At 69.2% G+C, this 21,888-nt stretch carries 24 protein-coding genes; 16 read left to right on the top strand and 8 right to left on the bottom strand.

The genetic code is table 11. The features are described 5' to 3' along the window. Window positions 1–5: 5 nt before the first annotated feature. Window positions 6–731 (top strand): carbon-nitrogen hydrolase family protein, encoded by a 726-nt coding sequence (locus OHA25_RS23275; RefSeq protein WP_327591032.1) that lies wholly within the window; start codon window positions 6–8, stop codon window positions 729–731. A 529-nt stretch (window positions 732–1,260) separates the two neighbouring features. Here OHA25_RS23275 and OHA25_RS23270 read toward each other — a convergent pair. From OHA25_RS23270 to OHA25_RS23255, 4 genes are all read right to left on the bottom strand, one after another. Beyond that, window positions 1,261–1,797, bottom strand: a complete 537-nt coding sequence (locus tag OHA25_RS23270) for a universal stress protein (RefSeq protein ID WP_327589609.1) — start codon at window positions 1,795–1,797, stop codon at window positions 1,261–1,263. 73 nt (window positions 1,798–1,870) lie between these two features. Beyond that, the gene (locus OHA25_RS23265) at window positions 1,871–3,571 is read right to left on the bottom strand and encodes a SulP family inorganic anion transporter (RefSeq protein ID WP_327589608.1); all 1,701 of its coding nucleotides are present in this window, start codon (window positions 3,569–3,571) and stop codon (window positions 1,871–1,873) included. Further along, a complete protein-coding gene (locus OHA25_RS23260) occupies window positions 3,568–3,903 on the bottom strand; it encodes an ArsR/SmtB family transcription factor (protein ID WP_327589607.1) in 336 nt (111 codons plus the stop codon). The genes OHA25_RS23265 and OHA25_RS23260 overlap by 4 nt, the downstream gene beginning before the upstream one ends. 2 nt (window positions 3,904–3,905) lie before the next feature. After that, on the bottom strand, window positions 3,906–4,088 hold the full coding sequence (locus OHA25_RS23255) for a hypothetical protein (RefSeq protein ID WP_327589606.1): 183 nt from the start codon (window positions 4,086–4,088) through the stop codon (window positions 3,906–3,908). A 239-nt stretch (window positions 4,089–4,327) separates the two neighbouring features. On the opposite strand from OHA25_RS23255, the gene OHA25_RS23250 reads away from it, so the two are divergent. The 7 genes from OHA25_RS23250 (at window position 4,328) to OHA25_RS23220 (ending at window position 9,429) form a co-directional block, all read left to right on the top strand. Next, window positions 4,328–4,486 (top strand): DUF3073 domain-containing protein, encoded by a 159-nt coding sequence (locus OHA25_RS23250; protein WP_327589605.1) that lies wholly within the window; start codon window positions 4,328–4,330, stop codon window positions 4,484–4,486. A gap of 179 nt (window positions 4,487–4,665) precedes the next feature. Continuing rightward, window positions 4,666–5,571: an ABC transporter ATP-binding protein gene (locus tag OHA25_RS23245; RefSeq protein WP_327589604.1), complete on the top strand. Its 906-nt coding sequence runs from the start codon at window positions 4,666–4,668 to the stop codon at window positions 5,569–5,571. Next, window positions 5,568–6,296, top strand: a complete 729-nt coding sequence (locus OHA25_RS23240) for an ABC transporter permease (protein WP_327589603.1) — start codon at window positions 5,568–5,570, stop codon at window positions 6,294–6,296. The genes OHA25_RS23245 and OHA25_RS23240 overlap by 4 nt, the downstream gene beginning before the upstream one ends. 62 nt (window positions 6,297–6,358) lie before the next feature. Further along, on the top strand, window positions 6,359–7,405 hold the full coding sequence (locus OHA25_RS23235; protein WP_327589602.1) for a sensor histidine kinase: 1,047 nt from the start codon (window positions 6,359–6,361) through the stop codon (window positions 7,403–7,405). Beyond that, window positions 7,402–7,989 carry a response regulator transcription factor gene (locus OHA25_RS23230; RefSeq protein ID WP_327589601.1) on the top strand — a complete coding sequence of 196 codons (588 nt, stop codon included), beginning with the start codon at window positions 7,402–7,404 and terminating at the stop codon, window positions 7,987–7,989. Before OHA25_RS23235 ends, OHA25_RS23230 begins: the two co-directional genes overlap by 4 nt. A 308-nt stretch (window positions 7,990–8,297) precedes the next feature. After that, complete coding sequence (locus OHA25_RS23225) at window positions 8,298–8,543, top strand: hypothetical protein (protein WP_327589600.1); 246 nt, start codon at window positions 8,298–8,300, stop codon at window positions 8,541–8,543. 193 nt (window positions 8,544–8,736) lie between these two features. Continuing rightward, the gene (locus OHA25_RS23220; protein ID WP_327589599.1) at window positions 8,737–9,429 is read left to right on the top strand and encodes a hypothetical protein; all 693 of its coding nucleotides are present in this window, start codon (window positions 8,737–8,739) and stop codon (window positions 9,427–9,429) included. A 41-nt stretch (window positions 9,430–9,470) separates the two neighbouring features. Here OHA25_RS23220 and tnpA read toward each other — a convergent pair whose 3' ends face one another. Beyond that, window positions 9,471–9,902: an IS200/IS605 family transposase gene (gene tnpA, locus OHA25_RS23215; protein WP_327589598.1), complete on the bottom strand. Its 432-nt coding sequence runs from the start codon at window positions 9,900–9,902 to the stop codon at window positions 9,471–9,473. A gap of 24 nt (window positions 9,903–9,926) precedes the next feature. Between tnpA and OHA25_RS23210 the strand changes: the two genes are divergently transcribed. Further along, a complete protein-coding gene (locus OHA25_RS23210) occupies window positions 9,927–11,243 on the top strand; it encodes an RNA-guided endonuclease InsQ/TnpB family protein (protein ID WP_327589597.1) in 1,317 nt (438 codons plus the stop codon). 39 nt (window positions 11,244–11,282) lie between these two features. On the opposite strand, the gene OHA25_RS23205 is transcribed toward OHA25_RS23210, so the two are convergent. Further along, a complete protein-coding gene (locus OHA25_RS23205; protein WP_327589596.1) occupies window positions 11,283–12,707 on the bottom strand; it encodes an alpha/beta hydrolase in 1,425 nt (474 codons plus the stop codon). Window positions 12,708–12,786: 79 nt separating this feature from the next. Here OHA25_RS23205 and OHA25_RS23200 point away from each other — a divergent pair, with 79 nt between their 5' ends. Beyond that, the gene (locus OHA25_RS23200; protein WP_327589595.1) at window positions 12,787–13,392 is read left to right on the top strand and encodes an ArsR/SmtB family transcription factor; all 606 of its coding nucleotides are present in this window, start codon (window positions 12,787–12,789) and stop codon (window positions 13,390–13,392) included. A gap of 232 nt (window positions 13,393–13,624) precedes the next feature. Here OHA25_RS23200 and OHA25_RS23195 read toward each other — a convergent pair whose 3' ends face one another. Continuing rightward, window positions 13,625–14,263, bottom strand: coding sequence for a TetR/AcrR family transcriptional regulator (locus OHA25_RS23195; RefSeq protein WP_327589594.1), 639 nt, complete (start codon window positions 14,261–14,263; stop codon window positions 13,625–13,627). Between the two features lie 22 nt (window positions 14,264–14,285). On the opposite strand from OHA25_RS23195, the gene OHA25_RS23190 reads away from it, so the two are divergent. From OHA25_RS23190 to OHA25_RS23165, 6 genes are all read left to right on the top strand, one after another. Then, entirely contained in the window at window positions 14,286–15,620 is a 1,335-nt protein-coding gene (locus OHA25_RS23190) for an MFS transporter (protein ID WP_327589593.1), read from the top strand. Then, window positions 15,617–16,036 carry a hemerythrin domain-containing protein gene (locus OHA25_RS23185; RefSeq protein WP_327589592.1) on the top strand — a complete coding sequence of 140 codons (420 nt, stop codon included), beginning with the start codon at window positions 15,617–15,619 and terminating at the stop codon, window positions 16,034–16,036. The genes OHA25_RS23190 and OHA25_RS23185 overlap by 4 nt, the downstream gene beginning before the upstream one ends. A 187-nt stretch (window positions 16,037–16,223) precedes the next feature. Continuing rightward, window positions 16,224–17,291, top strand: coding sequence for a serine hydrolase domain-containing protein (locus OHA25_RS23180; protein WP_327589591.1), 1,068 nt, complete (start codon window positions 16,224–16,226; stop codon window positions 17,289–17,291). A 239-nt stretch (window positions 17,292–17,530) separates the two neighbouring features. Next, the gene (locus tag OHA25_RS23175; protein ID WP_327589590.1) at window positions 17,531–18,373 is read left to right on the top strand and encodes a helix-turn-helix domain-containing protein; all 843 of its coding nucleotides are present in this window, start codon (window positions 17,531–17,533) and stop codon (window positions 18,371–18,373) included. Window positions 18,374–18,465: 92 nt separating this feature from the next. Next, on the top strand, window positions 18,466–19,830 hold the full coding sequence (locus tag OHA25_RS23170) for an FAD-binding protein (protein WP_327589589.1): 1,365 nt from the start codon (window positions 18,466–18,468) through the stop codon (window positions 19,828–19,830). A 516-nt stretch (window positions 19,831–20,346) separates the two neighbouring features. After that, a complete protein-coding gene (locus OHA25_RS23165; RefSeq protein WP_327589588.1) occupies window positions 20,347–20,748 on the top strand; it encodes an FAD-dependent oxidoreductase in 402 nt (133 codons plus the stop codon). Here the strand turns inward: OHA25_RS23165 and OHA25_RS23160 are convergent. Continuing rightward, the gene (locus tag OHA25_RS23160) at window positions 20,675–21,772 is read right to left on the bottom strand and encodes a VLRF1 family aeRF1-type release factor (protein WP_327589587.1); all 1,098 of its coding nucleotides are present in this window, start codon (window positions 21,770–21,772) and stop codon (window positions 20,675–20,677) included. The genes OHA25_RS23165 and OHA25_RS23160 overlap by 74 nt on opposite strands. Window positions 21,773–21,888: the final 116 nt, after the last annotated feature.

Genomic DNA, 21,888 nt, shown 5'->3' with positions numbered 1-21,888 from the left:
CACCGATTGCCGACCTGGGAAGGATCGACCTGCGTGCCCCGCTGACCCTCGCTGTTGCCCAGCCGCCCTGCGTACCGGCCGATGTTGCTGCCAACGCCGTGACCCACGCCGCGATGGTTCGTAGCGCCGGCGCCCGCGTGGTGGTCTTTCCCGAGTTGTCCCTGAGCGGCTACGAGCTGGCGGCGCCGTCGATCGTCGCCGACGATCCGCGGCTGGCCCCCATTGTGCAGGCGTGCAGGGACGAGAAGGCCATCGCGCTGGCAGGTGCCCCCGTCCGCGGGCAGGACGGCCGCGACTATATCGCCACGCTCGCCATCGACGGCACCGCCGTGACGGTGGCCTACCGGAAGATGTGGCTGCACCCGCCGGAGCCGGACCGGTTCGCTCCCGGCGACAAGCCCGCTGTGGTGGAGGTCGACGGCTGGCGGCTGGGCCTGGCGATCTGCAGGGACTCCGGCGTACCCGAACACGCCTTGGCGACCGCGAGCCTGGGCATCGACGCCTACCTTGCCAGCACCCTGTTCTCCTTCGGCGCACGGAACCGGCGCGATGCCCGCATGCGCGCCATCGCCGCCGAGCATCGTGTCTGGGTTGCGGTGGCCAGCTTCGCCGGGCCCACCGGCGGATATCGGACGACCTCCGGCGGGTCGGGGATCTGGGCGCCGGACGGGTCACTCGCGGCCCAGGCCGGATTGCAGGCCGGCACGTTCGTGCTGGCGACGCTCATCTGAGCCGAGCGGCCTTTCTCTCTGCCAAGGTCTTAGATCGGTCACCGGTTCTACTCTGCCTGGGATGCCGGGCGTCACCACCGTCCGGCAGCCCTGCGCAACGGCACGTGCCCGGCCTGCGGCAGCACGCGGCTTCTGGGGTTCAGAAAGACGGGCTTCAGGATCGGGGTGCCTGTCAAGGCGCGTACTGAGACCAGGACCTTCGTCATGACCTTCCACTGGCACCATGACAGACGCGACTCGATCGAGATCCTTTCGCTGTCGGGCCACGCCGGGCTCACCGTGCCCGACCTGATCATCACGACTGTGGCGGAGAGACTGACACATGGCGATCGGCTGCTCGTCATCGATCTCACCGAGATGGCCGGCTGGGGACACGTCGGGCGCACGGCGGTCGTCGAGGCCGTGCGCCACCTGTCGGCACATCGCCGGGTCATGGTCTGTCCACTGAGATGTCCCCTGATGTCGATACTGCGCGGTCTCGGGCCGAGCAGCAGCCGGCGGCGAAGGAGGGTAGGTCGGGCAGCCGGCGTCACGGCGGGGGTGGGTGACGCATCCACGGCCTGCGCAGGCGCCGGCCGAGGTGCCCGGCAGGCAGATCGGGCTGGTCCGGAGCCGAGGGTGACGCGACCACGACCAGCGTGGTACGTGCATAACGCGTACAGCAACGGCGTGTGGAGGGCAGGAAGAGGCGGCTCCACCAGTGGCGCCTCCCCCGCCCGAGCACCAGGAGATCACCCGGGCGGGCGAGTTCGACGAGATGACGCCAGGGCTCACCCAACTGCACGACACACACGACGTGCAGGTCGCCGGGGATCCCTCCGGCCACGTCCTTGAACAGACTCGCGATCAGCTCGGCGCTTCTGGCCTCTTCCTCCAGACTGGCACCGTGATCGTACGGCAGCACCTCACCGATCGGGGTGATCGGCGCGCGGCTCACATGGACGGCAAGCAGCGGTGCACGCCGCAGCCGCGCCTCTCCGATCCCCCAGGCCAGCGCCCATCGCGATGCGGGAGAGTCATCGACACCCACAACGATCCGCGGGCCGGAGGGTAGCCCCTGGTTCATGGCCCTCCTCCTCGAGGAACCTCACCTTCATGGTGCGCTTTCTCACCGCGTTCGTGCAGTGCAAGCCGGGATTTCACACCTTGCCCGCGACGACCTCTTCCACAACGGCCCCGGGGGCGAGCAGGCCACGCGCGTGCGCGATGGCGGCAGGGGTGTCAGCGAAGATCAGCCCGTCGCGGCGCAGGTGCTCGGCCACGCCCAAGACGCCCATCACCTGGCCGTGACCGGGCTTGATGCCCGACAGCAGCACGATGATGCCGCGCTGCTCCAACCGTGCGATCGCATCTCCGAGAACCTGGGCGCCGGTGGCGTCGATGGTGGTGACGCGGGACATGCGCAGGATCACCACGCGCACGTCGGCGACCTCCGACAGCTCCAGCAGGAACCGATGCGCGGCGGCGAAGAACAGGGGCCCGTCGAAGCGGTAGGCGACGATATGATCTTCAAGCAGCCTGAGCTCCTCCTCACTGTGGTCGCCGGCCTCCAGGGGAACCTGCTCGATCCGGACCGTGAGAGCGACGGCACGCAGCGCCAGCACGATAGCCACACCGATGCCGATCGCCACCGCGGTGACCAGGTCGAGAGCGACCGTGACCACAAAGGTCAACGCCATCACCAGCGCGTCCGAGCGGGTGGAACGGGCGATCGCCCGCAGCGAGCCGACCTCGACCATCCGGACTGTGGTAGCCAGCAGCACCCCGGCCAGGACGGCCAGCGGAATGCGGCCGACCAGCCCGGAGGCGGCGAACACGATGACCGCGAGCACGACCGCATGGGAGACGGCCGCCACCCGGGAGCGGGCGCCGGAGCGCACGTTGACCGCGGTCCGGGCGATCGCCGCGGTGGCGGGCACCCCGCCGAACAGCGGTGCGACCAGATTGGCGACGCCCTGGCCGAACAGCTCCCGATCGGGATCATGCCGTTCGTTCACGCTCATCGCATCGGCCACCGAGGCACACAGCAGACTCTCCAGCGCCGCCAGCGCCGCCACGGCCAGCGCGGATGGCACCAGGCCGGCGAGCGCACCGGCATCGACGAAGCCGAGACTCGGAGCGGGCAAGGTGGCCGGCAGCGCCCCGATCCGGGCGACATCCAGCCCGGCGAGCTCGGCCACCCCGGTCGCCACGACCACACCGATCAGCGAGAACGGCACACCCGGCCGCCAGCGGGCGCCGGCCAGCATCAGGGCCGCCACGGCCACAGCCATCAGCAGCGGCACAGGATCGGCATCGCCGACAAAGCGGGTAACCGCCGCAAAGGCCACCTGCCAGACCCGTTCGCCATCGGCCCCCGTGACCCCAAGAGCCGACGGGACCTGCTGCAAAGCGATCACCACCGCGATGCCCGCGGTGAACCCCTCGATGACCGGGGTGGGCATGAACTGGGCAAACCGGCCGACCCTGGCCACGGCCAGCACGATGAGCACCAACCCGGCCAGCAGGCCCACCATCAACACCCCGCCGGCGCCGTACTGATGCATGATCGGCACCAGCACCACGGTCATCGCCCCGGTCGGCCCGGACACCTGCAAGTTGCTACCACCGAACACCGCGGCCAGCACCCCGGCAACGATCGCGGTGGCCAGCCCGGCCTGGGCGCCCAGCCCCGAGCTGACTCCGAAGGCCAGCGCCAAGGGCAGCGCGACGATGGCGACCGTCAGGCCGGCCAGCAGATCACGACGAGGATTGCGGCGCGCCACCGCCCAGTCCGACCGGCGTGGTAGCAGGCCCACAAGACGGGCGCGCCTGCGCGCACCCGCGGGAGCCGAACTCATCGCCGCGCCTCCGCGCGCAGCTCGGCCAGCAACTGGTCCTGTCCGGCCAGCATCTCGGTGAGGATCCGCCGAGCGGCGAAGAGTAGATCGGCCACGTCCGGCGTGGGCAGGGCATAGATGACCGTCGTCCCCTCACGGGTCGCGCTCACCAGCCCGGCGCGGCGCAACACCGCCAACTGCTGGGACAGGTTGGAGGCCTCGATCTCGATATCGGCCAGCAGCTCGCGCACCGGAAGCGGCCCATCCTGGAGCAACTCCAGGATGCGGATCCTGGCGGGATGGCCCAGCGTGCGAAACAGATCGGCCTTGGCCTCATACAGCGGAAGCGACACGATCACTCGGCCCAGTCCGCCGGATAGCGCACATCGATATCGTGCTGGCCGGCGATGCGCAACAGGTTCTCCAGCCGCACGGTGAGCACCTCCACCGCATGGTCGTCAAACGCTCCCCGCGCCCGCAGCAGCTCTGCGTCCACCTCATCGATGCGTGCCCGAAGCTCCGCAGCGAACTCGCTCAACCGTAAGCCCCCTGATCCCCGATCAACCTGCAACATCCTTATCATGTTGCAAATTGCAAAATTATTCAAATTATGATGTTTCGGATAGCGTGTCAGGCTGTGTCGGACCGCGGAGGCAGCCGTCGGTCTCTGGCTGGTACGGATGGGCCAGGTACAGTGACCGCGAGCTGACCTGCGAGTCAGCCAGCGAGCGTAGCGAGGATTGGGCTCCGGAAAGCCCGGACGAAGGAGTGCAGATCATGGGGCGGGGTCGCGCCAAGGCCAAGCAGACAAAAGTAGCTCGCCAGCTCAAGTACACCAGCCACGACATCGACCTCGATCGACTCCGCCGCGAACTCGCCCCCGCAGACGAGCACGGGCACGACGACGAGCCCGACGACTCGACCATGCAGGCATAGCACAACGGGCCCGGCGGTGCCGGAGCCGCCGGATGGCCATCGCTGCGGTGGCCGCGGTGAGCGCGCCGGTGCCCCGTCAGGCTCATTCCATCCAAATCCGGCAGCCGTGACACTTGTCATGGCCAACTCGTGACAGACAAGCGACGTACACCCGGGTCACAGCCGGGAGAGTCGGCGTCATGAAAGATCTGGTGTCAGCGGGAGCGGCAGTGAGCCTGCGCGGCTTGCGCAAGACGTTCGGTGAGGTGCACGCGGTACGCGATGTTGACCTGCTCGTCGCACCCGGTGAGGTGGTGGCCCTGCTGGGCCCCAACGGCGCGGGCAAGACGACCATGATGGAGATGCTTGTCGGGCTGATCACGCCCGATGCCGGTGAGGTGGCGCTGTTCGGCCGCCCGTCACGTCGCGCGCTGGCCGAAGGGCTTGTCGGCGCGATGCTCCAAGCAGGCGGTTTCCTCGGCGAGATGACCCCCAGGGAGATCGTCAAGGTGATCGCCGCGCAGTACCCCAAACCGCTTGAGCCGGAGGACGCCCTGGAGCGAGCGGGCGTCACCCCGTTCGCCAAGCTCAGGTACGGCGGGCTGTCGGGCGGGCAGCAGCAGCGGGTCCGGTTCGCCGCAGCCCTGGCCTGTGACCCCGACCTGCTCGTGCTGGATGAGCCGACGGTGGCGATGGACGTGCGGGCGCGCCAGGAGTTCTGGGCCGCGATGCGGGAGTACGCCGGAGGCGGGCGCACGGTGGTGTTCGCCACCCACTACCTGGCAGAGGCGCAGGACTTCGCCGATCGGGTCGTGCTGCTGCGCCGGGGTGCGATCGTGGCGGACGGCTCCGTCACCCAGGTCTGCGCCTGCGTCGACACCAGGACGATCATCGCCAGGACCGGCGTCGAGCACCCCTTCGACCTGCTGCCAGGCGTCAGCGCGGTCGAGCGGCGCGGTGACCTGGTGGAGTTGCACTGCACCGACTCCGACACCGCGCTGCGTGCCCTCCTTCAGGAGGTGCCCTCCGCGCGCGACATCGCGGTCACGCCGATGTCGCTTGAGGATGCCTTCGCCGTACTCACCGCCGAGGAGAAAGTCCGATGATCACCCTTGTCGTCACCGAGTTGAAGGTCCTCGCGCGCAGCGTCACCTTCTTGGCGATCACCATCGGCTTTCCGGTGGTGTTCTTCCTGGTCATGTCCGAGGTGTTCGGCGGGCTGGGCCCCGGCGGCCTGGACATGCCGCGCTACATGATGGTGAGCATGGCGGCGTTCGCCGCGATCTCAGTGTCGATCGCGGTCGGCACCAGGGTCGGCCAGGAGCGGCTGGCCGGGTGGAACAGGCAGCTGCGGCTCACACCACTACCCGGCTGGGGGTACGTGACCGCCAAGGTGGTCGTGGCGATGACGATGGCGCTGCCCGCGATCGCGCTGGTCTTCCTCGCCGGACTGGTGATCAAAGGCGTCGAGCTGCCCGCCGGGCAGTGGCTCGCGCTCATCGCCGCCACCTGGCCAGGGGCTCTGCCGTACGGCGTCATCGGCCTGGCCATCGGGCTGGCGGTCAAGCCCGACGAGGCCGGCGGCGCCGGCGTGGCCGTCTACCTGCCGATGGCCATGCTCGGCGGCCTGTGGATCCCCGTCGAGGCACTGCCCGCCTTCATGGCGGACCTGGCCAAGGTTCTGCCCAGTTACTGGCTGGCCGAGAACGCCAGGATCCAGCTCAGCGGCGCACCGTTCCAGCCACTGGGCGTCGCCGTGATGGTCGCGTGGCTCGTGGTCGTGGGCGCCGCGGTGATCGCCCTTCACCGGCGACAGGCCGCTCGAATCTGAGCGGTGCATAGGAGCTACGCTTTCACCCGATGTCCACTCCCCCGCCCCTTCGGCCGTTGACGATGAGTTGGCCGTTTCGTCACCCCAGAACGTGGTGGATCTTCGCTCTGCTGTTCACCGCCCCTTGGCTCGACCTGGCCAAGGCACTGTGGCTGGGCGAGATCGTCCACACGCTGCTGATCGCGGTCTACATCGCGTGCTACGTGGTCGGCGTCGGCGTGGCCATCGGCAGGCCCCTCATGTGGCGTGTGGGGCTGTGCGTGCTCGCCGCCGCGGCTTCTGCTCCCCTGGTCCTGATGTACGGCCAGCACGTGTGGAACCTCAGCTACACGCTGGCCATCTTCGGCTTCATGCTGCCGTGGACGGTCGCGTTCGGCTTGGCCACGGCGGCCATCGTGGCGTCGATCGCGACCGGGGTCATGTCCCAGTCCGACGGACGCGGCACCACGATGATCTTCCTTCTCGTCGTGCTCTCCTCGGTCGCGCTGGCCGGACTCTGGCGCGCCAACCGGGCGCTGGCCGATGCCAACGCCACCATCGCCGAACTGGCCGTACTGCGAGACCGCGAGCGCATGTCCAGAGACCTCCACGATGTGATCGGCTCCACCCTGACCACGATCACCGTCAAAGCGGGCCTGGCCAGGCGCCTGCTGGAAGGCGACGGCAACGAGCAGATCCACGCCGAGGTGGCCGACATCGAAGGGCTGGGCAGGCAGGCACTCACCGACGTACGGGCAGCCGTCGCCGCCACGCACCAGCTGTCGATGGAGACCGCGCTCGCCGATGCCGCCGCGGCGCTGAACGCGGCAGGCATCCAGGCCGACCTCCCGGCAGCGGCCGATCAGATGGCCGACCGTTACCGAAGCGTCTTCGCCTACGTCCTGCGCGAAGGGGTGACCAACGTGGTCAAGCACAGCCGGGCCAGCCGCTGCCAGGTGCGACTCGGCCCCGCCTTCATCGACATCACCGACGACGGCATCGGCGATGCCAACGGCACAGGGCACGGGCTGGCCGGGCTGACCAGGCGGCTGCGTGACGTCGGAGGCACCCTGGAGGCGGGCGCCCTGCCCGGCGGCGGCTACCGCCTGCGCGTCGAGTGCCCGCGATGATCAGGGTGCTGCTCGTCGACGACCAGGCCCTCGTGCGCGGCGCCCTGGCGGCCCTGCTCGGCCTGGAGCGCGACATCGAGGTGGTCGGCCAGGCAGGCACCGCGTCCGAGGCGATCGACGCCGCCCGCGCGGCCCGGCCCGACGTCGTCCTGCTGGACATCCAGATGCCGGGCGGTGATGGCCTCGCGGCCGCCGCCGCACTGCGCGGCCTGGACTGCCGGGTGATCATGCTGACCACCTTCGGCCGGCCCGGTTACCTGGCCCGTGCGATGGCCGCCGGAGCGGCCGGCTTCGTCGTCAAGGACACCAAGCCCGAGCACCTGGCCGAGGCCGTGCGCAAGGTGCACGCCGGGTTGCGCGTCGTAGACCCCGACCTGGCCGCCGTATCGCTGAGCAGCGGCATCAGCCCACTCACCGCCCGCGAACTCGAGGTCATGAACGCCGCCACGGTTGCCGACATCGCGCGGCGCCTGCACTTGTCCGAGGGGACGGTGCGTAACCACTTGTCCTCCGCCATGGGCAAGACCGGCGCGCGGACCCGGGCGGAAGCCGTACGGCTGGCCACGGAGAAGGGATGGCTGTGACCTTCCGGGGCACGCATTCCGGAATGGGTGCCAGAACCACGCTTGGCGCGCTGTTGACACCAAGCCCCGGATTCCACTTTCCCTCTGGGAATCCGGGAGAGCGGCCTGGACAGAATCAGCAGAGCCTGTCCAAGTCGACGTATACCGAGTGGTTGTAGCGACGCTGGCCGGTGTTAAAGGTCACCCGCTTCTGCTAGGCCAGCCTGCCCCCAGAGGTGTACTGGGTTGGCTTATCCCAGCATGTGCCTGCGGCGGCGGGCGCCGTGGTCAAGATGGTGACAGCCGACCGGCTCAGGACGGCACTACCCATGAGGGCGGCGAAGCGTTGTGCGGACTTCAAGCCCGACGTCACCCCATGGGTGCGGAACGAGATCGCCGGGCTCGTGCCGTGGGCGAAGGCCGGAATCATGATCAAGGAGAGCACCAAGCAGGGCTCTGCCTACGCGGCGGTGATGATGACCGGCGAGCACGGGGTGCGGATGCAGCACAACTTCACCCACGACATGGCCGGCCGGGCGGCGTCTCCCAGCAATCGCCGCGCTGGCTGCGGCTGACCCGCGCCGGCGACACCCTCACTGGGTACGAGTCCGCCGACGGCACGTCGTGCAGCGCCGATGGGGCCCGGGGCACTCTGACACCGGGGACGCCGACGCCCCGAGGGCGACGGCGGCCCCCTCCCAGCCGAGCCCGCCACCCTCCCCCAGCCAGCCAAGTGCCTGAGCGCAGGGCCAGTGCCAGGATGTACGGGTGCCCAAGCTGGACGCCCAGGTCCCGACACTGGTCGCCTGCTCTGCGGCGGCGGCCGGGGGGCGGATCATCCGCATCGTGGCGCGAGCCCAGGGGGACGTGAAGTGCCCGCGCGACTCCGACGGGTGGCTGGACACCCCGGCGGGCTCCCAGACGGCCTGCCTGCGCGACCGCGTCGGCCCGCACCCGGGTGACGCCGGCAAGGGCGGCGGCGTCCTACGCGTCGGCGACTGCACGCTCATCGAGGACGGCGACGTCCAGGAACGGGCCTGCTACGACACCCACGGCCCCGGTAAGATCCGCTCCTTCACCAAGACCAAGAAGGCGTGCGAGCGCAGGATCTGGTCGTACGCCTTCAAGCGGAACGGCTCGTATCTCTGCGTCGGCCCCGGTGAGGACGCCACGAAGGTCCGCCCGGCGTACAAGCGCGGCAGTTGCCTGACCGCCCCAAGACCGAGAAGCGCAAAGTCCATCTTCGGGGGCATCGAGACAGCCATCGTGGGCGGCCTGGAGGAGACGTCGTGCAAGGGCAAGGAGGCGTGGGGGAAGGTGGTCGGCCACGTGAGCATCGAGTTCGAGCGCAAGCGACCGGCCGACTACTCGCTCTACCGAGGTGCGGGCCAGTGCTCCCGCCTTCAGGCGGGAGGTGTAGGCCCGCGCGGGAAGGCCCCCAAGGGCCTGAGCGTGCCCTGACCCGCGCTTTGGAACCGGTCGTGACCACGTCTGGTCTTGTCTCATTTCTGAGGCTGGTCCTGGGACTGGAGGTAGGTGCGGACGATGGCGAGGCTCGCGTCGCCCGTCGAGCCTGCGTAGTAGGAGCGGGACCAGAAGTGCCCGCCCCATAGGTGTGTGCGGACGTGAGCGCCGTATTCCTGGCGCAGGTAGCGGGCCGAGACACCTTTGAGAGAGTTGACGAGGCAGGACAGAGCGACCTTGGGCGGGTAGCGGACCAGGAGGTGAACGTGGTCGTGTGCGCCGGTGAAATCGGTCAGCTCGGAGTCGAACTTCTCGCACACCTCTTTCATGATCTGTCCGCAGCGTTCCAGCATCGGGCCGGTGAAGGCGTCCCGCCGATATTTCGTGACAAACACCAAATGTGCCGTCAGGTCGTTGACGCAGTGACGTCCGGTTCTGATGTCGGGGTTCGGTTCCCATCGCGGTGACATACACCAAACGATAGAATGAGCCGCGTGGGGCTGGAGAAACGCAACCGTGCTCATGTCGCCCGCCTGGAGTTGGACCAGCGGCAGAGCGCCGTGTTGGACGGTCAGGCGCATAACGCGCGCACGCTGTGGAACCTGCTGCACGAGTTCTTCACCTTCCGGCAGGGCCGGTTCGCCTCCCTCGCCCAGTGCGACGAGGCCATCCGGGCCGCCCGCAAGGAGATCGACTGGCTCAAGGATCTGCCCGCCCAGGCGGCGCAGGCCGTGCTGAAGACCTACCGGCAGGCGTGGGCGAACTTCTTCAACCCCGATCACCCGGCCGGGCGCCCCACGTTCAAGAGCCGGTTCCGCTCCCGGATGGCCGTCGATGTCCCCCAGGGGCGGGACCTGAACGTCACCCGGATCACCCGGCGGTGGGGCGCGGTCAATATCCCCAAACTCGGCCGGGTCCGCTTCCGGTGGACCAAGGACCTGCCGGGGGTCACGAAGGGCGGCCCGGATGGGAGGATCACCGGGGCGCGGCTGGTGAAGGAGGCAGGCGGGTGGCACATCGTGTTCCGGATCCAGACCGAGCAGCCGGTGCCCGCCCCGCACACGGGGCCGCACACCGCGATCGACCGGGGCATCGCCGTGCCGTTGGCGCTGTCCACCGGAGAGAAGATCTTCCACCGTAAAGAATGGCTGACCGGCGGGGAACAGCAGCGGCTGCTCCGCCTGGAACGCAAAGCCGCCCGCCAGAAACGAGCGGCCAAACCCGGCCGGCCCACCAGTAACCGGCTGAAGCACACCTACGACCAGATCGCCCGCCTGCGCGCGAAAGCCAAACGCCGGGCCATCGACTGGCAGCACCGAACCACCGCCGAGCTCACCGACCGGTTCTCCGTCATTGTGCTGGAAGACCTCAAGGTCACGAACATGATGGCCTCCGCCTCCGGCACCATCGAACAGCCGGGCACGAACGTCGCCCAAAAACGCAGCCTGAACCGGGCCATCGCCGGACAGGCATGGGCGCGCACCGCCGAGTTCCTCACCTACAAGGCCACCGACAGGGGCGGCAAGGTCGTCCTCGTCCCGGCGCCGGGCACCAGCCAGGAATGCCACGCCTGCCACACGATCATCGAAGGCTCCCGCGAGAGTCAGTCCCGGTTCGTGTGCAACAACACCGCATGCGGGTGGATCGGCAACGCCGACGTCAACGCCGCCCGCACCCAGCTGCATCGGTACAACTCAGCCGCCGGACGGGCGGTCACCGGGCGTGGAGGCCCTGCGGTATTGGGGCCGGTGAAGCGTCAAGCACCTCATGGCGGGACTACCCGCACCACCCCGCACGGGGTGGCGGCGTAGCGGCCATGAGAATCCTCTCCATTCATGGGGAGGAGCACGTCAAGGAAGCAGCAGTCCCCAGTACAGCGCCCACAGCAGGAACACCGCGCCACCGGCGACCACGAGCCCCAGGCGTACCCTCTCGCCCGTAGCGGCGATCCGCCGCCACCGCACCCCTGTCATGACGGCCGCCACCACGGTGAGCACGGCGAGTGCCTGCAGCGCGAGCCACACCACCGGCCGTCCCGCCGCCAGCGGCCCGGGCGCGGCCAGCTTCCCGCCCGTCATGACCACGTAGAACACGTACGAGAACGCCCCGGCGACGACGGCGAGCCCGGCGGCGCAGGCAGTACGGGCCGCCTTGACCACCTCCACGTCCCGCCGTCCCCGGACCCGCCGAACGAGGGCGACCACCGGATATCCGCCGAACGCCACCACAAGCATCACCAGCGCCACGGCCTGGACCAGCGCCGACTCCCACCACTCGGCCGGCGGCACCCCCACGGAGTCGTCCGCCTGGACGGGCGCGGGCCCGGAGATCCGCGCCACGGGAGCACTCCCGGACGTCGCCTCGCCCACCCAGCTCCCGACCAGCTCCGCGTATCCGGGAGCGAGTTCGGGCAACCGCGTCACTCCGCCGTCCGGCGTCCGATGGGCCGCGTGATCGGCATCGGCGAAGAACCGGAGCGTGTACGTCTTGTTGCCGCCCCTTTCCAGCGCCGCGGCGAACACCGGCGGCGTTTCCCTGGGCGGGGTCAGCAAGTCATGCACCCCCCAGATGGCCAGCACCGGCTGTCGTACCCGCATGAGAACCGCCTCAGCGTCGTAGTACGGCTCGGGGAACATCCCACCGGCGGCGATCGCCCGATACAGGGTCGGCTCGGTTCGCTCCACGAGCGACCCCTCCACGCCTGCCTTCCGCAGCCCGGCGGCCACCGCCCAGGCCTGCTGGCGCAACGGTTGCAGGGAGTTGGCCCCCACGACCACCACGAACGCGATGTCCTTGGAGCGGCTGGCCGCGAGCGGCGCCACCCATCCTCCCTCGCTGAGCCCCCAGACACCGACCTTTCCGGGATCGACTCCCGGCTGCTTCCTCAGCAGTTCCACTGCTGCCAGAGTGTCGTCCGCCAACTGCGAGTAGGACCTCGTGAACAGCGAGTACCCTTCCGAGCGCTTGTCGTGGACCAGCACCGACAACCCCTGCCGGGCGAAGGCCACGGCCTCGGCCAGCAGCTTCTCCCTGGGTGTCCCGGCCCCGGCGCCGTGGACCAGGACGAGCCCGGCCCGCCCGGGCCGGGCGTTCGCGGGGCTGATCACGCTACCCCGCAGGTCCAACCCGCCGCTGCCGCGGAAGCTCACATCCTGCGCCACCAGGTCTGCGGGCAGGCCGGGCAGGCCTGGATCATAGGCTCTCGCTCCCGCGGCCGACGGGAGGGCCCCTAACACCGTGGCGGCCATCGCGACGGCCGCAAAGATCTTTCGCATATGACAGAGACTAGTCTGCAGAGAAACATCGGCAAAGCAATGTCTGCAGATATCGTTCTCGAGTACTAGCCTGCTCCTCATGGAGGATGAGGAGACGACGCACGAGGCGCAGGACCTCGACAAGCCGTTCATGCTCAGCGACCCCGGCCGACTCAAGGCCCTGGCCCACCCAATGCGCCGCCGCATGCTGACCCACCTCAACATCCACGGCTCCGCCACCTCGACCACCCTCGGCGAACTGCTCGGCGCGAAGACCGGTACCACCAGCTACCACCTGCGCCAGCTGGAGAAGTACGGCTTCATCGAGGAGATCCCCGAACGCTCCTCAGGCCGGGAACGCTGGTGGCGCCGCGCCTCGGGCCCGCGCGACCTGCGCGCCCCCCACCCCGACCAGCTCGCCCCCGAAGACCGCGCGGTCCTGATGGAGTTCCACCGGATCGGCTACGAGGACGACCGTGCCTTGATGGACCGCTTCCCCGCCGCCTATCGCGCCGACCCGGACTGGACGAAGGGCTCGAGAGGGCTGGCCCACATGACGAAAGAGGAGCTGAACGCCTTCCACGACGAGTACGTCGCCCTGCTCCTCCGGTACACCCGGCACCGCCCGGAGGACGCTCCTTCGGACGCCCGCCCCGTGCACATCCGCCTCTTCACCATCCCGGCTGACGAGGAGTCGCCGGACTAAATCTCATCGACATCACCGCCGCCATACCCCCGCAACCGTCGTTCAGGTTCCCGCTGCGCAAGGTGGAGGCGCCGGATCGGCGGGCGCTCGCCCAGCGTGGCAGCCGGACATCGCACATACCGCTTCCTACCTGGTCAGCCCAGAAGCGGGGTTCCGCCGGAGTCGTCGGACCGCGCGTGCCACGGTCGGCGCTGATGTTCTCCAGCAAAGCACGCCCCCTGGCGGCGACGCTTTACGGGAGAAGCCCGTTCACGAGGGCGCGCACACCCTTGGCGTAGGTGTCGCGGGCGGTCAGCTCCTCCCATCGCGCGGCCACCTCGCTCAGCCGGGGGAACTCCTCAGCGTCCAGCTCGGCGAACACCCGCTCTCGATGGGTGCTCCCGCCCTCCTCCCGCCGCCTCCGCGCCGCCGCCCGGCCGCCGATCTCGCCCGCCGTGTAGTGCCAGATGATCCGGTACGCGTCCACGGCCTCCTCCATCGTCAGCCCTGCACATATAGCGGCGTCGACGATTCGCTCCGGATACCACAGTGCCCTCACCGACATCAGGTCGTCGGCCCTGAGCACGTCCACGGCCCATGGACACCCGGACACCGCCTCATGCATGGCCATGGCGGCGGCCACCATGCGCTCGCGCGGCTCCTCCGGCAGCTCGGGCCGCGTGATTCCGGCAACGTAGTCGTCGAGTAGCAGGAGGAGCAGTTCCTCCTTGTCGCGCACGTGGTGGTAGATCGCCATCGCCGTGCTGCCGACCTCCCTGGCCAGCCTGCGCATGGTGAGCACGCCCACCCCGCCTTCCTCGATCACTCGGAGAGCGGCGGCCACGATGTCCGCCCGAGAGATCTTGGGCGGTCTTCCTGTGCGTGTGGGCATCCTGTCATGATACTTTCTATACGTGTATAAAAATTCATGGGCCGTAGCGGTGCTCGCGTTCGCGGTGGCCGTGGGGACCCTCCAGATGACCGTCGTCGTGCCACTGCTGCCAGGCCTCGAACGGCAACTCCACGCCCCGCCCACCACCGTCTCGTGGACGCTCACCGCCGGGCTGCTTTCAGGCGCGGTCTCGATCCCGCTGCTGGCACGGCTCGGCGACATGTACGGCCAGCGCACGGTGTCGCTGGTCGCGCTCGGACTGCTCATCACCGGGTCGGCGCTCAGCGCCGTGGCGGGCACGCTGCCGTTGCTCATCGCCGGTCGGGTGTTGCAGGGAACGGCCGCGCCGCTGCTCCCGCTGGCCATGGGCCTGGTCAGGCAGATGGTGCCCGGCAACCGGCTGCCAAGCGCGATCGGGGTGCTCAGCGCCACCATCGGCGTGGGGAGCGGCGGCGGCATGATCTTCGCCGGGCTGCTGGACGGGAACCACCGGACGGTGTTCTGGGCACTGGCCGGGCTGGCCGCGCTGAGCTTCGTCCTGGTGGCGGCCGTAGTGCGGGAGGCGCCCGCGCGCGGATCAGGACGGCCTGACCTGGCCGGGGCGGCGCTGGTCACGGTGTGGCTCGTCTGCCTGCTGCTGGCCATCAGCAAGGGCGCGGCCTGGGGCTGGACCTCGCCGCTGACGCTGGGCCTGTTCGTGGTGGCGGTGGCGGTGGCGGCGGTGTGGGTCGCGACCGCTCGCCGTACCGCGTCGCCGCTGATCGAAATCCCCATGCTGCTGCACCGGGGGACGGTGGGGGCGACGGTGGCATCGTTCCTGCTGGGGTTCGCCCTGTTCGCCGCCATCACGACCGTGTCGGCGGTGGCCCAGGGCGCGCTCGGGGCCTCAGTGCTGCAGGTTGGGGTCTACCTGCTGCCGACGACGATGCTGATGCTCGTGGTATCCGTGCTCGCGGGCCCCCTGATGCGCCGCTTCACCGCGTCCGCGCTCGTGGCGGGCGGCTCTGCCCTGGTGACGGCCGCCGCTGTGTGGCTGGCGGTGTCCAGGTCCTCGGGCGCTGACCTGTACGGGGCCGCGACGCTGCTGGGGCTGGGGGTCGGCCTCGGCTACGCGGCGCTCGGGACGATGGCCGTCGAGCACGTGGAGCCCGCCAAGACCGCCGCGGCCGGCGGGGTGAACGCGCTGGTCAGAGTCGTGGGCAGCAGCGTGGCCGGGGCGGTGGGGGCGGCGGTGCTGTCGAGCGGGGGCGCCGGGTGGACCTTCGGCGTCGCGGCCGGGGCGGCCCTGCTGGCGGCCCTGCTGGCGGCCCTCTTCGCCGCCGTCTACGGAAATCTCTCGCGAAAGGAACTGGCATGACGGACGAACAGCGCATCGTCGCCTGGGGTGACGAGCTGATCAAACTGCACGACGGCTTCCGCAGGGATCTGGCTGACCTCCGGTCGTCGCGGGCGGGCGCGGCGGACTTGCGTACGCATTGCCTGACGTTCTGCGACGCCCTCCACGCCCACCACGAGGGCGAGGACAACGCGCTTTTCCCCCATCTGGGAACCGAGCACCCGGAACTGGCCGAGACCCTGACCCGGCTCCGCTCGGAGCATCGGGTGGTGGCCCGGCTCGTGGAACGGATCAGGCGGCTCCTCGACCACGGCGGCACGGGGATCGGCGAGGAGCTCGACCGGCTCGCCATCGAACTGGAGGCCCACCTGGACTACGAGGAGGCGCAGCTGGTCCCGATCCTCAACAAGATGCTCACTCTCCCCGAGGAGGTCTAGGCGGTTCAGCCCGCGCAGTGCACGTCTGGGTTGTGGGAGTGGGGGCGAAGACCGACTGCAGCGAGGACGTCATCCTCCGGCGGCGGTAGTGCTGGCCCCACCCCAAGAAACCGGACGGCATGACTGATCTTGGTGGCCGGAGATCCAAGGATGAGGACATCACCCGAACACAAGGAGATCTCCCGAGATGCGTAAGTACCTTGCCACCGCAGCCGCTGCCGTCGTCCTGCTCGGCACCGCATCGCCCACTATCGCCGCCACCGTCACCGCCGACCGGAGCGTCCAGGCGCAGGTGGACCGGCTGACCAAGGAGGACGGCCTGGCCGGAGCCGTGCTCTCGGTGCGTGACAGGAACGGCCGCACCACCACATGGACCTCGGGCACCGCTCAGCGCGGCACCGGCAAGCCGATGGTCGGCGCCGACGGCCGATTCCGCGCGGCCAGCGTCACCAAGTCCGTCATCGGGGCTACGGTGACGCGCCTGGCCGCCGAGGGCAAGGTGAACCTGGCCGAGCAGGTCGAGCATTACCTGCCAGGGGCGCTGAACGGCAGGCGGGTCACCGTCCGCCAACTCCTGCAGCACACCAGCGGCCTGCCCGAATATGTCGATCTGATCGACTTCTCCAAGCCCGCCACCCCCGCCGACCACCTCGCGCTCGCTCTGACCCGCGCGCCCGTCGGCAAGCCGGGCGCGCGGTGGTTCTACTCCAACACCAACTACCTGGTTGCAGGCATGCTCATCGAGAAGGTGACGGGCAAGGACTTCCGCGAGGTCACCGAGGACGGCGTGCTGAAGGGGCTACGCGGCACGTACTGGCCAAAGAATGGCGAGCTGGGCATCCGCGGCAAGCACGCCCACACCTACGGCGTCAGCCCGGTCAACCCGAAGGCTGGGGATACAGACCTGACCGAACTGCCAGGCTATGTGTTCGGCGCGGGCGGCGGCCTGATCTCCACTCCAGAGAACCTGAACCGCTTCTGGCAGTCGATCTCCGAACGGACGCTGCGCACGATGCTCGCCGGCGCGGTCCCCGCGTACGACCCCAAGGGCAGCCGCTACGGCCTCGGCGTCTACACCTACCCGCTGAGCTGCGGGCCCGCCTGGATGCACGACGGCGGCCTCCCGGGCCTTCGCGTGCTCAGCGGCCGCAACCGCACCGGCAAGGCCGCCACCGTCTACGTCACGGGCACCCCCAAGAGCGACCAACATCTTTTCGCCGCCCTCGACACCACCCTCTGCGCCCAGTCAAGCTGACGCGTTCGGAGGTCGGTGGCGCTTGGGGCTGATCGGCGGCGGGGAGCGGGGAGAGCAACGGACTGTAGATCTTGGTTTACGAGACCGCAATCCGCACGTAGTCGTCGGTGCGCACGTGGCAGTTGGTGCGGGGCACGCAGCGGTTCAGATGAGGCCAAGCCATACCATTGACCAGAGGTTCAAGTAGGCAAAGAGTCAGGCCCTGCATTTAACTGCCTGCATTTATCGGATAAGAAGCCATGTCTACCCGGATAGTTGCAGATTTCGAGCAAGCACGGCCGCCGCAGGCCGCCGGTGCGCCACATCCGGCCCTTCGCCCTCTCCTCGCTCGCGCATACTCCGGATACAGCGCGGACGCCGACCAGTCAGATCGCCTGCGACGCCCCGCGACCACATCGGTGTCGCTGATCCTCAAAATCCAGGATTCCGCTCACCGGCCCCCCGCGTTCGTCCACGGCGCCCATGATTCGTGCGCCACGATCCAGGGCGCTTGTGCACCCTCCTACCTAGAGGTCCGACTGGCACCGATCGGCGCGTATGTCCTGCTGGGCGTGCCAGTACACGAGTTCAACGCAAGCATCGTGGACCTGAGGGATCTGCTCGGCCCGGACAGCGACCGCCTGGTGGAGAAGGTACGCGCCGCGCCGGATTGGGCTCACCGCTTCCGGCTCATCGACGAACACCTCTTGCACCGGACCGCGAGCGGGCCACGGCCGGCGTCGGCCGTGGCGTGGGCGTGGCAGCGGCTGCTTGCCACCAGCGGCACTATCCCCATCAGGGCCATCGCCGCCGAGGTCGGCTGGAGCAACAAGCATCTGATCGACAAGTTTCGGCAACAGGTCGGCCTGCCACCGAAGACGGTCGCCCGCCTGATCAGGTTCAACCGGCTGCTCTCCTACCTGGACGAGTCCCCGCTGCCGCGCTGGGAGCGCATTGCGGCGGACTGCGGCTACGCCGATCAAGCGCATCTGGTCCGCGACTTCCGAGAGTTCGCCGGAACCACACCCACCGGCTTCCTCGATGCCGCTCTTCCCGCCGATCGAGTGCACCGGGTTCAGGACGAGTTCGTACTAGACCTCTGACCGGCTCAGAGACCGCAGGTTAATTCCCTTCAAGACGCCCCCAGATCGGGTCCATACCGTGGTGTAGGTACGTGCACCCGACCGACCGGAGGATGGAGATGCAAGGGGAGCCGAGACACGCCGGCATGCTGGCCGGTTTCCCGGCAGTGGCGGGCAGCCTCGATGCCGCGCCGGAGGCACTCGCCACAGCGGCGGAGGACTTCGGGCACCTCATCAGCAGGCGGCCGTTGGCCGTTCTCCGGCCGGGATCGGCTCACGACGTGGCCACGGCGGTGAGGTGGGCGGCCCGGCACCGGATGCCGCTGGCCGCGCGGGGACAGGGTCACTCCGTGTACGGCCGCGCGCAGGTGGAGGGCGGCCTCGTGGTTGACATGAGCAGCCTCGGCGCCGTACGCGCGGTGGAGCCCGATCGAGTGGTCGTCGACGCCGGGGCGACCTGGCAGTCCGTGCTCGACGCCACGCTCCCGCACCGGCTCACCCCACCCGTGCTCACCGACTACCTCGGCCTGTCGGTCGGCGGGACGATCTCCGCAGGCGGCATCGGCGGCATGACCTTCCGTCGGGGCTTCCAAAGCTGCAACGTCATCGAGCTCGAAGTCGTCACCGGCAGCGGAGACCTCGTCACCTGCTCGACGATGCGGCACCCGGAGCTCTTTGACGCCGTGCGCGCCGGGCTCGGCCAGTTCGGCATCATCACCCGGGCCGTGTTGCCCCTCGTCCCGGCGCCGGAGCAGATCCGCCTGCACACCCTCACCTACCGGGATGCCCTTACCCTGACCGCTGACCAGCGACGTCTGCTGACCATGGACGGGATCGACTACCTCGAGGGCGCGATCCGGCCTCACTCGTCCGGCTGGCAGCACGTGATCGAGGTGGCGGTCGGGCTCCCCGGCGATCGCGGTGTTCCGGCCGGCCTGTCCGACGACCGAGCCCAGGCTGAGAGCGCCGACATGCCGTATCTCGACCTGTTCCGGAGGCTGAGCCAGTTGGAGAACCAGCTGCGTTCGACCGGCGCGTGGCGCCATCCTCACCCCTGGCTGAATTCCTTCCTCCCGGACTCGACCACGGACGCCGTAATCGTCGAACTCCTCCGCACGTTGGATCCGCTGGAGCTGGGCGAATACGGGCGTATTCTGATCTACCCGTTCCTGCCAGCCCACGCTCGCACGCCTCTGCTGCGTCTCCCAGAGGAGGACGTCGCCTTCCTCGTCAACCTCGTACGCTTCCCGAAGAACGATCCCTCCCTGGCCAACGACCTGGTCGAAGCCAACCGCGTGGTGTACGACCGCGTCCGGGCCGCCGGCGGTCGCAGCTACCCCGTCAGCGCCGTCGCGCTCACGCAGGCCGACTGGAAAGACCACTTCGGCCCGGCGTGGCCGGCAGTCTTGGATGCGAAGGACCGCTTCGATCCGCGACACCTCCTGAGCCCCGGGCAGGAGATGTTCCCCCCTCGGTGAACCACCGTCCCGGGGCCCATCCCGCTGTCGCCTCCCTCGATCCAGCCCGGCACAGAAATACGCATGACAGCCTTGCTGCCGCCACTGTCATCGTTCGTTGGATGCCGGACGGGAAATCTGCCGCGGCCGGCTTACTTGCATGACGTGCCTTAACGACCTTCAAGCGGCTGACCAGCCAGTTCGCTTGACTACCCCAGATATCCATCGATGAAGCGGGGGCTCTCACAAGTGAGCCTTTTGCCGGAGCAAGCGGGCCGGTGGATCCCCCGCGCCGCCACGACTTCATGTAGGTGCCGAACCAATCAAGCCTCTGGCTCGGGTCCTTCTGGAAGTACGTGTATCCGTCCCAGCGTCGCGTCGTTGCCCCTGCCCGACCTCGTCAGGGCCGCGCCACGCACTCACGGCGGAAGGGGCGGCGTTCCCGCCGCGTCCGATGTGCGCTACGTCTCATCCGCGGGCCGTTACACCGGATGCGCGGCTGGTGTCTCCATACCGAGTACACAACACGAGGGAGACATGATGAACGGGAACGTCGAGGTGGTCGTGGTCGGCGGCGGGTACGGGGGCGTGATGGCGGCCAATCGCCTGGCCCGGCGCGATGGCGTGTCGGTGACCCTGGTCAATCGACGTCCCGACTTCGTCGAGCGGATCCGCCTGCACCAGCTCGTGACCGGCTCCGATGACGCGGTCGAGGGCTTCGGTGAGGTTCTGGGCGGGGACGTCCGGCTGGTGGTCGACGCCGCGACCCGGATCGACGCTGCCGAGCGCCGCGTGTCGCTGGCGGGCGGCGGCACAGTCTCATACGACTACCTCATCTACGCGGTGGGCAGCGGCGCCGCCGCGCTTACCAGCGCAGCATGGCGGCCACTCCGCCCGCCTCGGCGAGCTCCCTCGCCGCTCCGGTCTCCAGCACGGTGACGTCGCCTCCGTGCTCGAAGGTGAGCTCGATCATCTCCTCCTCCAGCTCCTCGGGGGTGAGGACCGTGGGCTCGGCGTTCTGCAGGCCCGTCTCGTCGAGCAGCAGGTGCTCGACCCGGCCCTGCCGCAGCAGGGAGAGGATGTCGTCGAGGCCGACCGCGCCATTACCGCCCGACAGGGCCAGGTCCCGGGCGCGTACGGCCAGGGCGGCGTCACGCCTGGCCCGCACCTCGTCGAGAGTAGGGCGGACGAACTCCAGCACCTCCGACGGCGACAGGGCGGGATCGAGCACGGCGTCCACCTGGACGATCTCCCTGTCCGCCGGCAGCGCCTCGCCCAGCACGGAGGTGTCGCGGGGGTCGCCCACCAGCAGCAGCGTCTCCCAGCCCAGCCGCCGGGCCTGCCCTGCCACGTGCGGGGCCGACTCGCGCAGGAACTTGGTCAGGTGCTCCTCGACGCGCTGGTCGAAGCGGTCGGGGTGGATGCCGCGCCGGGAGAGCCCGGGCAGCGTCGCCGACCCCTCTCTGGACCAGTCCGCGGTCGCCAGGTTGAAGATGACCGGCTCCACCTCGTCGGCCAGGCCGTACCGGCAGTCGAACAGCCGCACGCCGTCACGCCCCACCCTGACCACCCCGGCGGGCTTGTCGGCCTGTACGGCGGTGACGAGCGGCAGCAGATAAGCGTGCTCCTTGAGGACGGCGAGGTCACCCACCGGGAGCTGAACCCACTCGGTACGTACCTCGTCACCGGCCACCTGCGCGAACAGGGCACGCCCGAGACCGGGACCGGCCGGGTCGAGCAGCTCGGTGATCTGCGGCTCCAGCAGGTCGAGGCGGAGGTCTACGAGCCTGGCCCGTTCCTGGTCGGGGCCTGCGGCCAGCTCCTGGCGCAGCGCGGCGATCTCGTTGCGCAGCCGGGTCCGTCCGGCCTGTGTGCCCGGCTCCATCGTGGTGTAGAGCGACAGCACACCGACCTCGTCGCTGAAGGCCGCCAGCTCGCGTAGATCTGTCTGGTCGAACACCATGACGCGCTCACCTCCGTGGGCAGGAGACCCTTGCGCGGGCCCCGGCGGTGAGGGGGTGACTCCACCTTACCAGCGCTGCCCGTCGTCCCTGGTCAGCGGCCTTCAGGAACGCTGCG

It is taken from the genome of Nonomuraea sp. NBC_00507, from assembly GCF_036013525.1.
Classification (GTDB): domain Bacteria; phylum Actinomycetota; class Actinomycetes; order Streptosporangiales; family Streptosporangiaceae; genus Nonomuraea.
The sequence above is the reverse complement of the archived record's forward strand: the minus strand, read 5'-3'. Positions and strand labels throughout refer to the sequence as shown.